The organism is Rhodococcus sp. SB1D, assembly GCF_048573875.1.
Classification (GTDB): domain Bacteria; phylum Actinomycetota; class Actinomycetes; order Mycobacteriales; family Mycobacteriaceae; genus Rhodococcus_F; species Rhodococcus_F qingshengii.
Genome location: NZ_JBMAIQ010000009.1, coordinates 28,223 through 43,380 on the forward strand (window position 1 = coordinate 28,223; position 15,158 = coordinate 43,380).

The 15,158-nt window shown below is 59.7% G+C and carries 11 protein-coding genes and 1 pseudogene; 1 reads left to right on the forward strand and 11 read right to left on the reverse strand.

Features of this window, described 5'->3' with window-relative positions; all coding sequences use genetic code 11:
- Positions 1-160 precede the first annotated feature (160 nt).
- The 10 genes from ACN50D_RS19870 to ACN50D_RS19915 all read right to left on the reverse strand — a co-directional run bounded on the left by ACN50D_RS19870 (position 161) and on the right by ACN50D_RS19915 (position 12,567).
- Positions 161-1,138 carry an ABC transporter substrate-binding protein gene (locus ACN50D_RS19870; protein ID WP_212633932.1) on the reverse strand — a complete coding sequence of 326 codons (978 nt, stop codon included), beginning with the start codon at positions 1,136-1,138 and terminating at the stop codon, positions 161-163.
- A gap of 59 nt (positions 1,139-1,197) precedes the next feature.
- Positions 1,198-2,808, reverse strand: a complete 1,611-nt coding sequence (locus ACN50D_RS19875; protein ID WP_198165730.1) for an ABC transporter substrate-binding protein — start codon at positions 2,806-2,808, stop codon at positions 1,198-1,200.
- Positions 2,809-2,822: 14 nt separating this feature from the next.
- The gene (locus ACN50D_RS19880; RefSeq protein ID WP_007726446.1) at positions 2,823-4,127 is read right to left on the reverse strand and encodes an NtaA/DmoA family FMN-dependent monooxygenase; all 1,305 of its coding nucleotides are present in this window, start codon (positions 4,125-4,127) and stop codon (positions 2,823-2,825) included.
- Positions 4,124-4,954, reverse strand: coding sequence for a sulfurtransferase (locus ACN50D_RS19885; RefSeq protein WP_065352031.1), 831 nt, complete (start codon positions 4,952-4,954; stop codon positions 4,124-4,126). Before ACN50D_RS19885 ends, ACN50D_RS19880 begins: the two co-directional genes overlap by 4 nt.
- A gap of 61 nt (positions 4,955-5,015) precedes the next feature.
- The gene (locus tag ACN50D_RS19890) at positions 5,016-6,983 is read right to left on the reverse strand and encodes an acetyl/propionyl/methylcrotonyl-CoA carboxylase subunit alpha (RefSeq protein WP_212633933.1); all 1,968 of its coding nucleotides are present in this window, start codon (positions 6,981-6,983) and stop codon (positions 5,016-5,018) included.
- A gap of 4 nt (positions 6,984-6,987) precedes the next feature.
- Positions 6,988-8,589 carry a carboxyl transferase domain-containing protein gene (locus tag ACN50D_RS19895; protein WP_003943673.1) on the reverse strand — a complete coding sequence of 534 codons (1,602 nt, stop codon included), beginning with the start codon at positions 8,587-8,589 and terminating at the stop codon, positions 6,988-6,990.
- Positions 8,576-9,775 (reverse strand): MFS transporter, encoded by a 1,200-nt coding sequence (locus ACN50D_RS19900; RefSeq protein ID WP_054187583.1) that lies wholly within the window; start codon positions 9,773-9,775, stop codon positions 8,576-8,578. The genes ACN50D_RS19895 and ACN50D_RS19900 overlap by 14 nt, the downstream gene beginning before the upstream one ends.
- Entirely contained in the window at positions 9,772-10,998 is a 1,227-nt protein-coding gene (locus ACN50D_RS19905) for an aminotransferase class I/II-fold pyridoxal phosphate-dependent enzyme (protein WP_065352034.1), read from the reverse strand. The genes ACN50D_RS19900 and ACN50D_RS19905 overlap by 4 nt, the downstream gene beginning before the upstream one ends.
- A 493-nt stretch (positions 10,999-11,491) precedes the next feature.
- A complete protein-coding gene (locus ACN50D_RS19910; RefSeq protein ID WP_212633934.1) occupies positions 11,492-12,094 on the reverse strand; it encodes a hypothetical protein in 603 nt (200 codons plus the stop codon).
- Between the two features lie 23 nt (positions 12,095-12,117).
- A complete protein-coding gene (locus tag ACN50D_RS19915) occupies positions 12,118-12,567 on the reverse strand; it encodes a winged helix-turn-helix transcriptional regulator (RefSeq protein ID WP_007726458.1) in 450 nt (149 codons plus the stop codon).
- Positions 12,568-12,694: 127 nt separating this feature from the next.
- Between ACN50D_RS19915 and ACN50D_RS19920 the strand changes: the two are divergent.
- A pseudogene (locus ACN50D_RS19920) lies at positions 12,695-13,792 on the forward strand (MFS transporter); the annotation flags it as partial.
- A gap of 66 nt (positions 13,793-13,858) precedes the next feature.
- On the opposite strand, the gene ACN50D_RS19925 reads toward ACN50D_RS19920, so the two are convergent.
- Positions 13,859-15,109: an amidohydrolase gene (locus ACN50D_RS19925; protein ID WP_003943659.1), complete on the reverse strand. Its 1,251-nt coding sequence runs from the start codon at positions 15,107-15,109 to the stop codon at positions 13,859-13,861.
- Between the last annotated feature and the right edge of the window lie 49 nt (positions 15,110-15,158).

Genomic DNA, 15,158 nt, shown 5'->3' on the forward strand with positions numbered 1-15,158 from the left:
CAGCTGGTGCTGCGTGTCCTTCGATGAAGCGATGCAGCCGGTGGAGCACGCTGCGCACGGTCTCGGGTCGACGGGGCGGGCGAGGCATACGATGGTCCGCCGTCGATCTCGCGGTTCAGACTGAAATAGTCGCCCCGCGACGAGTTAGAGTGCGCCTTTCCTATTTGTTCGTCTTCGGGAGGCCAGGGGGATTGACCAGCGACTTGTCGACTGCCTCGTTGGTGATCTTCCATCGCTCGAGAACTTGCTCGTATGTGCCGTTTTCGATGAGATGATCTATCGCCTCGCTGATCGGTTGTACCAAGCCGTTGTCTTTCTTGACCAGTACACCGATCTGGCCCAACGCGGCCTCACCGGCTCCGGAGAACTGACCGATCACTTCGTTCTCGCCAGACTGTGCAGCGTGAAACTGCGATGACGGGTTGGGGCCGAAGTAAGCGTCGATTCGACCGGAAGACAGCGGCAGGTAGTAGTCAGTGGTCTTCTGGTACACGGTGATTTCAGCGGGAGCACGCCCAGCTGCGAGGTTGTCCTCATTCCACTTCACCAGCAACGCCTCCTGATTGGTGGCAGCGCCGACTCCGATCTTCAGTCCGGCGATGTCTTCCGGCTTCTCGAGTGAGAGATTCCTGTCCTTTCTGACCTCGAACGCGAGAGTGTCGAGGCGGTACGTCGCGAAGTCGTATTTCTCTTTGCGCTCTTCGGTGACCGTCACGTTGGAGATGAACGCATCTGCGTCTCCCGAATCGATCCGCACCGAATTCTGCGCCCAATCCGCGACCTGAAGGTCGATTTTCAGCCCGAGCACCTCTGCAATCAAATACGCGAAGTCGGTCTCGGAACCGATGACAGTCTTGTCGTCGTCGGCATAGAAGCGCAACGGTGGAGCGGTTCCAGCGTTGCCGGTGATTCGGATCGTGCCCCGGTCGCGGAACTCCTGAGGGACCTTCGCTGCGATCGAATCAACCTTGTCGGTGCTGATGCGGTTCTGCTCGGCCGACAAGTTGATACTGGATGTTGTTGCACCGGAGTGTTGCCCGGTCGATTCTTCATCTGGGCTTCCGCAAGCGGTACCCAGGAGAGTAACTGTGGCCAGGGTAGAGATCAGAAGCGTTGCGGTGCGAGGACGGGTGAACATCGGGTTCCTTCCGGGAAGAGGGTTTGTCGAAGCAGGTTGTCGAGATCACGAAGTGTGGGCTAGCTCTTCCACGCATCCACGAAGTCCACCGAGTAGAGATCGGCTTGGATGCGCAGGTCGTGAACCGCGGGAGTCGTCGCGTAGATCAGCGAAGAGGCGTGCAACGGGATCGCCAGTGCCTGATCGGCAATCAGTTCCTGAATCTCCTTCAACACTCCGTTTCTCGCATCGACGTCTACGGTCTGAGATTGTTTGACCAGCAATGCATTCAGCTCCGGAGTCGAGGCGATGCCTTTGGTCGAGCCGAGAGTGGGACTGAACACCAGCAGTACGTCACCGTCGGCGCGCAAGCTCTGGAAGTAGATCGATTCCCATGTGCCGTCGGTTCTCGCGGCGTTGTCCTCGGCAGTCGAGCGAGGTTGCAAGTTCACTGCAACTCCGATGTCGCGCAGCTGAGATTGGATCAGTTCGAACTGCGATTGGGGGAGGTGGTTGCGGTAGGCCAATTCGACGGTCAGTTTCTCACCGTCCTTGGTTCGGAATCCGTCACCGCCGACTGTCCATCCACTGGCGTCCAGCAGTGACTTCGCACCCGACGGGTCATAGGTGTACTCGGACGACAGATCGGTGTAACCGGGCGCTTTCACCGACAAGATGCTTCGCGCTTTCTCGTCACTCGGTGTGTAGGTGGTGTCGATGATCTGCTGGGTATCGATGCCCTTCACCAAAGCACGCCGCACGTTCAGGTCCGCAAGTACCGGCGCGAACGTGGGGTTGAGCAAGAGCGAGTCGTTGATGCCGGCAGCAAGGGACGGGATGACAGTGAGTCCGGCGCCTTCTGCCCGGTCGACGTCTGTGCTCGGAATGTCGATCGCGGCGTCCAGTTGTCCTGACGTCAAACCGCCGATTCGCACCGAGGATTCGGGGACCACCAAAAAGGTGATCGAATCCAGATAGGCCTCTCCCTTGTTCTTGTTGAGTGAGGATCCCCAGTGGTACCCGTCCCGACGAGCGAGTACGACCTTCGCGTTGGTCTCCAGTTCTTTCTGTACGAACGGGCCGGAAGCGATAACGCCCTGGGCGCAGCGTTCTTCGGGCGTCTTCTTCAACGATTCCGGTGCGATGATGGCGAGCGTGTCGGAGCGGGCGGCTTGAAGGAAGCCCGCTGACGGTTCCGAGAAATTGAGTGCGACAGTGGAAGCGTCGAGTACCTCCGCTCCAGTGAAGTTTGCGAGATGTGACTTCGCAGTGGTCGCGAAGCCACTGTCTCCCAGTCTCTTCTGGCTTTCGAAGTTGTCCGCGACAACCTGCGCATCCAGACGCTCGCCGTTGCTGAAGGTCACGCCGTCCCGCAGAGCGAAGACGAATCGTCGACCGTCGTTCTGGACCTCCCAGGACGTCGCCAACCAAGGCACTATCTCCCCGGTCTCGAGGTTCTGGTCGACGAGTTTGTCGTAGAGTGGATGGAATGCCGTAGCAGTTTGACCGTTCAGGGTCTTGTCGATGCACGGTGGAAACGTATTGATCGCAAAGGTCAGATCGCCCCCTGACACGGGCTCGGAGTCGGCGCTCGCAGCTGGCGTTGCAGTGCTGCAGCCGGTTGCAACTGCAAGCGTCGACGCCAGGATGGCGACTCGGATCGGTATGGATGAAAGCCGCGACGTCGTCATGGGCTGAGTTCCGTTCATCGTGGGGAAGTGCGAGTGGTGTCGAAGATGTGGGACCGCAGGGTCGTTCCGGTGTATTCGCGCCGGAACACGCCCCGATCTTGCAGAAGTGGCACGACGGAACTCGCGAAGTCGTCGAGCCCCCTGGGGAAGTGGGTAGCGGTCAGGATGAAACCGTCAGCTGCTCCCGATTCGAAGAGGTGCGTCAACTCGTCCGCCACTTCTTGCGGCGAGCCGACAATCTCGGGAGTGAGATCATTGCGCGCGAACAACTCTGCGGTTTCGGCGATGGTGAGATTTCGGGATTCGATCAGGCGTGCCAATCGACGCGAGGGGCCACTACCGCGGTTGAGAACTTCGGCGATCGGAGTGGACGGATCGAACTGCGACAAGTCTAGTCCTGCGGAGTGGGAGACCCACTCGATTGCCGCATCCGGATGGATCAAGGATCGCAGGTACTCCTGCCGTTCCTTCGCGATGCTCGTCGTCTCGCCGACTATCGGTTGCACAGCGGCGACGAGGCGCACCGAATCAGGGTCGCGTCCGGCCTCTTCCGCGTAGCCGCGAATTGCCTTGCGCTTCGCTCGAAGATCTTCCTCCAACGGGTCGATCGCAAAGACCAGATCTGCCCACCGCCCACCGAATTCGCGCCCTCTCACAGATTCACCTGCCTGGATGAAGACCGGGCGGCCCTGAGGTGATTGTGGCAAGGTGAGTGGACCCTGCACCGACAAGTATTTGCCCTTGTAGTCGGCCGCGTGAATCTTGCTTGTGTCTGCGTAGATTCCGCTGTCGCGATCGGCCGATACGGCGTCGCCGTCCCACGACGACCAGAGTGCGGTGGTTGCTTCGAGAACTTCGTCGCCGCGCTCGTACAGTTCTTCTCTCGGAAGCCGATCGACTTCGGGAAAGTTGTCGTTAGCCGGGCCGGGTGCCGTCATCACGATGTTCCAGGCCGCGCGCCCACCGCTGAGTATGTCGAGGCTGCCCAGAGTTCTCGCCAGGTTGTACGGGCTGTTGAAGCTTGCCGAAAGGGTTACGCCGAGACCGATACGATTTGTTGCGCCGGCCACCACTGCAGCCAACTGCGTCGGATCATGTTGAAAGCCGGTCAGCAGACCGTATTTGGTGTGGCCGTCGACGTAGTGCACACGCTCAGGTATCAGTATCAGGTCGAATTTTGCTCGTTCCGCTGCTTGCGCGTATCGCTCGTAGAGCGCTCTGTCCTCGAAGGCATTCTCCGAGTACGAATGCCGCCACATTCCGGCACTGTGCATACTCGGAAAGACCATGTAGGCGCCGAGGATCATCTGTCGTGTCATCGCTGGTCCGGATTCCTTGGTGTGTGATGGATGTCAGTGGAGACGGGTCGTTCGGGGTCGGCGCTCCACCCCGACCACGACGCGACGTAGACCGCGGAGCTGATGCCGACCGCTGCAAGCGCCAGTGCGTTGTGCGACGCGGCAACTCCGCCGCCGCAATAGGACACGACGGTGGCACCACGCTCTATTCCGAACTGGTGGAAGTATTCTCGTAACTCGCGGTCGGGAAGTAGGAATCCGTTGTCGTCGAGTAGGTCAGTTGCCGGCGCTGAGATAGATCCGGGGATGTGGCCGGCGCGGAAACTGCTCGATCCTCGGGCGTCGAGCAATCTGCCGGCCGATGCCGCGCGCAGGGCGTCTTCTGCGTCGGCGAGTGTCGTGCTAGTGGTGGAAGGTGGTACGGGAATCGAATCGTTTGTCGATATGCGTTTCCGGGCTGTAACCCATCCGGACGATCCGCCGTCCAAGTACCGCACTGAACGTCCTGCCCAGCGAAGCGTGAACCACGCGCGGGCCGCAAGCAGGGGGCTGTGCGAACTGTAGACCACGATGTGAGCATCGGCGGATACTTTCAGATCGTTCAGTGTTCTTCCGAATGCGTCGAGGTCTGGCAGCGGTCGATTCCCGTCAGTCCCGCCGCCACTGCTTTGAAAGTCGTTGATCGACAATGTGATGGACTGCGGCGCAGTAATGATTCCGGCTCCGCCCTCGCTGTTGTCTCGTACCACGTTGACGACGACGAGCGTCCGATCGGAACGAATGAGTTCGCGGAGTTCGGTTGCGGAAACAATGACTGCGCGACGCTCGATTCCCCCTGCTTCTGACATGAAAGATATTGTGTAACAATTGCTTCAGTCAAAAAAGGGATAAGATCGTGGCAATCTTTACTCATGGCGCCACGGCTGCCAGCACTTGTCCGGCATCGATGACATCTCCCACCGTTACTGTCACCGTCGAGACGATTCCGGGTGAGGAAGCACGAAGGGCAGTCTCCATCTTCATTGCTTCTACGACCGCGACGACATCACCTTCCGACACCCGCGTTCCAGTCTGCAGCACTGCCAGCACGGTTCCCGGCATCTTCGATGTGATCTCTCCGTCGCTGAGATCGGAATCCTTTGCTGTATAGACTTTCTCGTCCACCTTCACGGTCCAGCCACCAACGCACACCCATGTACCGGTGCCGACTCCGAGGCGCCCAGCGGTGGTTGTCAAACCATCGGCGACCAGGCTGAGTGTCACTTCGTCGGTTCCACCCCTGACGACCACCGAAATGTTCCGGCCGTCGGCGGCGACAATCCAGTGGTTGCTTCGTTGTGAGATGACGGTTGTCGGCACGACGCGGCCATCGGCAATGAGTTCGCGTCCGATCGGGTCGGATCCCACCTTGCGCAATGTCTCTCGATGTAGTCCGTGGGGGCCGGTCCATGACGACCCGGTGACCGGCGATTGTTCCTCGACGGAAGTCCACACCATCGCAACAGCAGCGGCGGTGGCCTGGAGCTCTGCAGAATCCGGGATCAACCGAGTGAGGTGCTCGTCGACGAAGGAAGTGTGAATGTCATCCGCGCGCACAGCCGGTGTCGCCAAGAGAAGTCGGAGGAAACCGATATTCGAGGTTCCACCGAAGTAACTCGAGTCGGCCAAAGCTCGGTCCAATGATTCCAGTGCGGTTGACCGCGTCGGACCGCTTGCTATGACCTTTGCGATCATCGGATCGTAGAACGGCGGAATGCTGCCGGCACCCTCGAAAGCACTGTCGATGCGAACCCCCGACGGCCAGGCTATGTCCACGGAATGTGAAGGTGCGGGCCGAAACCCGTTCGACGGATCCTCGGCGTAGATTCTGGCTTGCACCGCGAAACCCCGCAGCGCGATATGGCGCTGCTGTAACGGCAAACGGGCGCCGAGGGCGATGTCGAGTTGCAGTTCGACGAGATCGACGCCGGTCACTTCCTCGGTGACCGTGTGTTCGACTTGTAGGCGCGTGTTGACTTCGAGAAAGTAGTAGCGGTTTTCGGCGTCAACCAGAAATTCGACGGTTGCCGCATTCACGTAGCCGACGCCTCCGAGTAGTCGCAGAGCGTCGTGCTGCATGGCTCCCAGGACCGATTCGGGGACAGAACTTGCCGGTGCCTGCTCGATGATCTTCTGGTTCCGACGCTGTAGGGAGCATTCACGGGTGAAGAAGTGAACTCCTGTACCGAAGGAATCGAAGAGGACCTGAACTTCGATGTGACGCGGACGCTCCACCAGCGTTTCGATCATCAGGTCGCCGCGGCCGAAGTTCCTTTCGTTCAAACCGATTGCAGAGGTGATGACCTCTCGTGCGTCATCACCCGGATGTAGTCGAACCATCCCCTTGCCGCCGCCCCCGAACACCGGTTTCAGCAGCACCGGCACGTCGAGAGATCGAACGTGACCGAGGACGGTATCGGGATCGGCGCTTGCCTCGCCCCACGCGGTGAGAGTCGGGATGCCGGCGTCAGCGGCGGCCTTCTTCGCTCTTGCCTTGTCTCCGAGTAGAGCGATGGATTCAGCGGCCGGACCGACGAATGTCAGACCTGCAGCGACGACGGCTTCAGCGAAATCGGAGTCTTCGGAGAGGAATCCGTAACCCGGGTGCACGGCATCGCAATCCGCGGCCAGCGCGGCCGCAATGATTTGATCCGAATCGGTGTAGGACTCCGAGGGGATGTCTCCGTCCAGAAGCACGGTGTGATCGGCGAGGCGATGCCACTGTGCGTGTGAATCGACGGGGGAGGAGATCGTCACTACCGACATGCCGAGACGACGGGCCGTGCGCGCGATGCGCGTGACGATTTCACCCCGATTGGCGATGAGAAGTCGAGTCATGTTCTCACATCCTGAAGACGCCGAAGCGCGTTGTTCCGTGATTGCGGGGAAGCATGGACAGCGCGAGTGAAACCCAGGATCGCGTGTCGACCGGGTCGACGATCGCGTCAACCCATAGCCTGGATGCGACGTACACCGACTCGCCCTGCCGGTCGTAACCTTCGCGTATCGGCCGTTTGATTTCCTCGATTTCCTCTTCCGTGAGCGGAGTTCCGCGTGTGCGCGCAGATTCGATCTTCATCAATGCCATCACCGACGCTGCTTGCTCGGAACCGACCACGGTGGTCTTCGCGTTCGGCCACACGGCCATGAAGTCAGGACCTATCGAGCGTCCGCACATCGCGAGGTTTCCCGCCCCGTAGCTTCCGCCGATGACGATGCTGAGCTTGGGAACCCTGGCGCAGGCGACGGCATTGACCAGTTTCGCGCCGTGTTTGGCGATACCTTCCGCCTCGTACTGCTTCCCGACCATGAATCCGTTGACGTTGTGCAGGAACAACAATGGGATGTCTCGTTGTGAGCACAGTTCGACGAAGTTCGCGGCCTTGAGGGAGTCCTCCGAAAAGAGCACACCGTCGTTCATGATGACCCCGACGGTGTACCCCTCGATGTGGCCGGTCCCGCAGACGATGGTTCGGCCGTAATTCGCTCGGTACTCGACTAATTCGCTGGCATCGAGCAGGTGGGCCAGAACGTCGCGCGCGACGATCGGGGTTTTCGAGGAAGCCGGGATCACCGTGTCGAGCTGCTCGGGGGAGTGAAGAGGTGGTCGCGGAGATCGTGACGGCGCCCGTACCTCCCGTCGATCACCGCGGGCGACGATGTCGGCGATCATGCTCAGAGCCTCGATGTCGTCGTTGGCGATGTGATCGACGACGCCGCTGATCACCCCGTGCACGTCGGCGCCGCCGAGCTCTTGCGGTTCGACGTCGACACCGGTTGCAGCCTTGACCAACTGAGGGCCGCCCAGATAGACGGTGCCGGTACCGCGGACGATGACGGTCTCGTCGCACATCGCTGGGATGTATGCACCTCCAGCCGTGCAGGAACCCATGACTGCTGCGATCTGAACGATGCCGTCTGCCGACATTTCGGCGATGTTCTTGAACATCTCGCCGAAATGGTGCTCGTCGGGGAAGATCTCGTCCTGCATCGGAAGGAAAACACCTCCGGAATCGACGAGATAGACACACGGCAGCCTCAGCCGACGAGCGACGGATTGCAATCGCAGTTGCTTCTTGACGGTCAGCGGGTAGTAGGTGCCGCCCTTGACGGTGGCGTCGTTCGCGAAGATGGCGCAGAGTGAGCCGCGGATGAGCCCTACGCCCGTGACCAGACCAGCCGACGGGAGTTGCTCGTCGTACACCTCGAATCCGGCCAGTTGTCCGATCTCGAAGAACGGGGACTGCACGTCGAGAAGAGCATCGATGCGTTCGCGAGCGGGCAATTTGCCGCGAGCCCGGTGCTTGGCGACCGACCGCTCGGGTGCCCCGTGAACGGACAAGTGTTGCGCGTCCGCAACTCGCTCGCGAATTTCCTTGTATGCCAGTAAGTTTTGCTCGCGGGTACCGGGGTCGAGTTGTGCGGTGCGTTCAATGACGGGCATGGGACGTACCTACTGTCGGTTCGGAGGAAGCTGTGCGGAGGGAGAATACGAGCGCAGTCGCTGCTGCAGTGATCAGTGCGACGATTGCCGACCACACGCGCTCATCGGATGCGAGAGGTCCGACTACAGAGGCGATGCCGGCAATTCCCTGCTGTACGAGTCCGCAGTACGCGACGGCGATGGCTCCGCCTTCAGCAAAATGCGTCACTGCTGATGCTGCCGAGTTCGGGAAGAGAAGCGATTGCCCAAATGTCAGTGCGATGTATCCGAGCAGGAAGACCGCGAGCAACGGCGTGGAACCGAGTGGGGGATACCAGCAGAGCATGAGGACGAGGCCGGCAAGCAGCATGCACAGCGCACCTCGACGCATCAACTTCTCTGAACCGACGGTTGTGGCCCTTCGATTGACGTAAAGCGCGCCGCTGAAGTAGGCGGTTCCGTAGAGGATTCCGAAGGCTCCGAATGCCCACGGTTGCAAGTCGAATCGATCGCTGAACAGGAAGGGGCTCGATTGCTGCACAAGGACTATCGCGCCGAAACCCAGGCCCCCCGCAATGGCTGGTTTGTAGAACTGGGGTGTCAGGACTATGGCATTCCACCGAACAACGCGTTCGTTGTTGTCGCGGACTGTGGTGTTCTCGGTCCTCAGTGCCACCGCAGCGAGTGCTGCTCCGAGTACTCCGAGCACGCCGAAGCCGGTTCGCCACGAGGTGAACGACGCAAGAGCGCCGCCGATCAGTTGGCCACCGCCCAGTGCCACCACAAATGCCATCGACAACAGCGACAAGCGGCTAGCCAACTCCGAACCGGTGAACTTGTCCTTCACCATCATTCGCACGATGATGGCCGCACCTCCTGCTCCGATGCCTTGAACGATCCGGCCGATCAGTAGTACGGCGGCGCTCTGGACCAAAGCCAATGCAATGCAGGCGATCACGAACAATACCAAGCTGGACAACAGTGCCGTCCTGCGTCCGAGTCGATCTGCCAACCGCCCCCACACGACCACCGGAAGTGCGGCACTGATCACGAAGAGTGTCACCGACCACTTCACCACGGAATCTTCGATGCCCAGATCCGTCGCGATCTTCGGCAGTGAAGGGAGGTAGATGGTCGTGGCCATTTGTGCTGTCAACACGACGGCACAAGCCAGCGGTGTCACTGCGACAGTGCGGTCGTCGCTCATTCCGTGACACTTCGTAGGACGTCGGCGAAGCGCTCGATCGTTGCATGTGGAAGGTCCGCCCGAAGCATCAGTCTCAGCCCGGCTTTGCCCCGGCCGATGACAGGGAAGAAGACCGCCGATGTGTAGAAACCGCTAGCCAGCAGTTTCTGTGCTGCGGTGATGGTTTGTTCTTCCTCGTGGAGCGTGACGAAGCGGATCGGGAGTCCATCGCCCGATGCCGGCGTGTCGACGAGCGAATCGAACAGTTCGACAACCGTGCGGAGTTGCCGCTGCCGCTTGTCGACCTCTCCGCTGCGGTGGAGCTCCACGGACGCCGCAATAGCACCCAGCCCGGCTACGTTCACACGCTGCGACCACGTCAGCGGGCCGCCGTAGCGAAGTGCGAGATCACGATTTCGACTGCCCCCGTTCCGACCGAGTGCGATCGCACCGCCGGAAGCACCGAATCCCTTGTTCAGTGATGTCAGCAAGAATGTTCGATCATTGAGGCTGCCGATGAGATCCAGGACCGCGCCACGCCCGTTGTGTCCGATGACCGAGGTGCTGTGCGCCTCGTCGAGAACGAGAATCAGTCCGTATTTGGCCTGTAATGCAAACAGTTCGTTCAGGGGCGCCTTCCCGCCTGTGCTGTAGACGGTGTCCGCCACGTATGCCACCTGAGAATTTGTTCGGCAAAGACTTTCGAGTTCATCGACGTCGTCGTGCCGAATGGTCACGATCGTCGTTTCGTCGGCGACGCTCGCCTTCATCGCATTGAGGCAGAAGTGTGCGTTCTTGTCGAACACCATGAAAGGAGGTTCACCGCCGGTGAGCAACCCGGACGCAACGAGGGGGAGCAAACTCCACGCAGCGTTTGCGGCGGATCCGAGGGTGAGCACATGTGCGTCAAGCAGTTCGCTCAACGCGGCCTCTGTGTCGTCGAGAAGGCTGGAGTGGACTCTCATCCGCGAGATGGAACTGTTCAACGTTCGTTCGCGCTCGAGAGCGGCGATCGCACCCGAACGAATTCGGTCGTCGGTGTCGAGCCCCAGATACGAGTACGTGGAGAAGTTCTCGAATTCGTATCCTTGGATCGTCCGGTGTTCGAAACCTGCGACGCGATCGGCGGTGATATCGGCCAGACCCTCACTGACTGCGCGATCCCAGAATGGGTTGCTCAAATCAGCAGCACGCCTGAGGTTGGAGTACAGATTCCTATCTTTCAAGCTCTCGGCAACCGTCATTTCGCGGCTGGTCCCTTCACTGGATTCGATAGCGGAATTACTGCGTTGATGCACTGAGATGCATCATCGTCAGTTGACATCGCTCATTGAGAACGAAAGACAATTCGATGTCAAGCATTACGGAATCGAGACGCCGAGAAAAAGGAAGAAACCCTATGGTTTGGAACTAGTTGAATCTGTAACTTAAGGCGTTGTTGCAGTTCAGAGACGGTGATGATTTATCACGATTTCCCGTGATAAATCGGATAATGCCGTGAGTCACAGACTTGTGTGCACTTCCGCGTGATGTTCGAAGAATATTATGATCCGCATGCGTCAAAGGGTTGGCACGGAAGCGATAAGGCTTCTGTCTCATATTTTTCGAGGATCTCGTGGAGGTTCGGCAATCAGGCGATCCTGTATCTGGAATCGATTTTCTTCTTAATGAATTTCAAAACGTGTTAGGTCCGCTTATCGAATTCTTTACTCGGAGTATGGATGATCCGGCAATGATTCATCCTCGTCGCGACCACTTGCCGCGCAGAAGCATCAGTGCGGTAAGGGTGAGGCCCCATCCGATTGTGGACAGTGCGACGCCCACGCCTGCCTGTCCGGTGACATCGGCACTGGCGTCGATGCTGAATGCTGTGGTGAATCCTGCAGCAGTGCCGGCAGCGGCCGTCATACCGCCCGCCTTCATCCATCGCGAGCAATGTGCGGAACCGAAACACGCCAGAATCACTGTCAGTCCACAGGCGACGACCTGCCAGGTGGGGAACTGTGTCGGGGCAGGCAGGCCGGGGCCGCGGAATCCGCCTTTGTAGTCGGCTGACCAGCTGAGCCAGCCCACACAAGACAGAAAGCCCAGTGCAAAGGCCAACAGGCCGGTGCGCCACAGTCCGAGTGAGCCCGATCCCGTGTGCCCGCCGCCGAGGGCGGTCGTGGAGTGCTCCAGGCCAGTTCGTTCCGAACGCCAGATTGTCCAGATGATGCTCGCGCCGATAGTTGCGGGCACGCCGACGAAGATGAATGCAATCCAGAGAAACTGCGGCCAGGAGAACTCGAGATCGACAGTCATGGTCGGAGTATGCGCGTACTTCGAATCATGTGCGCCCATCTGTCAATCTGGCGAGTTGCGGGTCAACCTTCCTCGACCTTCTCCACATGTGTACTTGTAGGGTCCAGGTCGATATTCCGTGTGTTGATCAGTCGAAGCCTGGGAACCGGATCGCCCGTGGTGTCGTCGATCAAGATCGAGTGTGGCTCACCGTCATCGAAGGCGTGGCGCTCTCCCCACTGTCGCAGGCTAATGATCACGATGAACAGATCCATACCGCGTTCGGTCAGGATGTACTCGTTGCGGGTACCTTGCGCGTTCGGTTGGACTTCGAAGATTCCCTGCTCGACAAGGACTTTGAGCCTGTCCGTGAGAATGTTCTTTGCGATGCCCAGGTTTCGTTGAAACTGACTGAATCTCGATGACCCGTCGAAGGCGTCACGCACGATCAGCAGCGACCATCTGTCGCCGATGATGTCGGCCGCTCGGGCCGTCGGGCAGTGCGGGTCCGTCCATTGTGCGCGATCCGGCATCGAGTTCCTCATTGGTTGCGTTTTGAAACTGTATTGACGTAACCTCCAAATGGTATCAAAACGCAACCAAGTTGAGGTGGAAGTGACTGCACGTCATGCTGTCGAGAACGCGCGGGGCAAGTTGAAAATGTCTCGCGGACTTCGCCTGTTGCTCGCAGTGCTCTGCGGGGTCTCGGTAGCCAACATCTACTACGCACAGCCGCTCCTCGGGCAAATAGGCTCGGATCTTTCCATTCCTCCGGCCGGCCTCGGTTTCGTAGTCGCACTCGCCCAACTCGGTTATGTGGTGGGGTTGATCGTGTTGGTGCCATTGAGCGATCTCGTGAATCGAAAGAAATTGATCGCAATCCAGATCGTCGCTGCTGCAACGGGAACGATGCTTGTTGCTCTGGCCACCACGAATCTGCAGCTGTTGATCGGGATGGCGGTCGCAGGCACGTTCTCGGTAGTTGTTCAAGTCATAGTTGCCTATGCTGCGGCAATCAGTGACCCGGACGAGCGGGGCGCAAACATCGGTGTCATCACCAGCGGCGTTGTCGTCGGCATCATCCTCGCTCGGACTGTCGCCGGCGCAGTTGCGGATCTGGCAGGCTGGCGGGCGGTCTACGCGGGATCCACTTTCATTTCGGTACTGGTCGCGGCCGTCGCGCTGACGATGCTGCCGAAAGATCCTCGTTTGCAACACGATAGGCGTTCGTACGTGCGTGCAATGGGGTCTGTCGTGACGTTGACGCTTACGAACCGACTGTTTCGCACCCGGGCCCTGATCGCCTTGTTCCTTTTCGCGTCCTTTGGTGCTTTGTGGAGCGGAATGGCCCTGCCGTTGAGTGAGGAACCATGGCGGTTGTCGACCACACAGATCGGGCTCTTCGGAATCGCAGGATTGGTTGGAGCATTGGGCGCGGTCGGTGCCGGTCGGTGGGCCGATCAAGGCAAAGCGCAACGCGTCACCGGGGCATCGTTGGTCGTTCTCTTGCTGTCGTGGGTATTCAACGCGCGGGCGACGCACTCGCTGGTGTTACTCGTAGTCGGTGTTGTTGCGTTGGACTTTGCCGTGCAGGCTGTTCACGTCACGAGCCAGAATCTGATCGTCGCGAACACACCGGAATCGTCCGGGCAGATCATCGGTAGTTACATGGTGTTCTATTCGTTGGGCAGCGCGGCTGGGGCGGTTTCCACCACTATGGTTTTCGACGCGGCAGGGTGGGGCGCTGCAAGTATTCTCGGCGGCGCCTACGCGTTTGCAGCCTTGATCGCATGGACGATCGATCGATTGCGGACCCGCAACACTCTAGGGAGTTGGGAGCCACGTCCTGGCCGCGACGACCAAGGCGTTCACACCGATGGTCAGGGTCGGCTCGATCACGGGAGCGTAGTGCGGAGAGTGGTTCGACGGCACGGTTCGCAAAGCCGGATCGGTCATGTCACCTGTCGTGAACAGTGAAGGGTCGGTACCGCCCAACAACCAGTACGACAGTGGCGCACCGGCACTGGTCGCGAGAATGCCGACGTCTTCACTACCTGCTCCTGCGCCGGGATCGAGAATCTTGTTCGTCCCCAACCATTCGGCAAACGCATCAAGTGTCTTGTCCAGCGCCGCCGGGTCATTGACGACGATCGGAAAGTGCTCCGTCTCGGTGATGGTCGGTGGGGTGGGAGCGCCGGCGGTGGCCGCTTCGCCCTGGACGATGCGGTCGACGCTGTCCAGGATGCGCTGACGCACAACTGCGTCGTAGCTGCGGATGTTGAGTTGCAGTTCTGCTTCGCCGGGAATGACGTTGGCGGCATCTCCAGCATGGATGGAGCCGACGGTGAGGACAGCTGTTGCAGTGCTCGGGACCTCGCGTGAGATGACAGTTTGCAAACGCAACACGGTTTCGGCCGCCATGACCACGGGATCGACCGAGTTCTCCGGCATAGATCCGTGGGCGCCCTTTCCGACCAGTCTCACACGAAGTGAGTCCGATCCCGCATACGAGGGGCCGGCGTGCCCGGCGATCGTGCCTGCCGGTAGCGGCGATACGTGTTGGCCGAGAACGATGTCGGGCTTCGGGAATCGCTCGAACAGTCCGTCGTCGACCATGGCTTGCGCACCCGCGCCAAGTTCCTCCGCCGGTTGGAAGACGAGGACAAGAGTGCCGGACCAGGTCGTCGTGTCCTGCGAGAGGATCCGGGCTGCACCGAGTAAGCAGGTCGTATGCAGGTCATGGCCGCACGCGTGGCTGACCGAGACGGTCTTCCCCTGGTCGTCGGTCGTTGTCACGGTGCTGGCGTAGTCCAATCCGGTTTCTTCCCGAACCGGGAGGGCGTCCATGTCCGCACGCAGCAGCGCTGTGGGGCCCGCTCCGTTCTTCAGGACTCCGACGACTCCGGTTGTCCCGACACCGGTGGTGGTGTCGAATCCAAGTGCTGTTAAATGTCTTTCCACCAGACTGGATGTTCGTTGCTCGTGAAACCCCAGTTCCGGATGGCTGTGGAGGTCCTTGTACAGGTCGATCAAATCCAGATCCACGGAGATCGTTTCGTGCACTGACGAGGTCATGAGTGTCCTCTCGGTAGCGTCTTTTCAGGCTAACCGGGATGACGGGTCG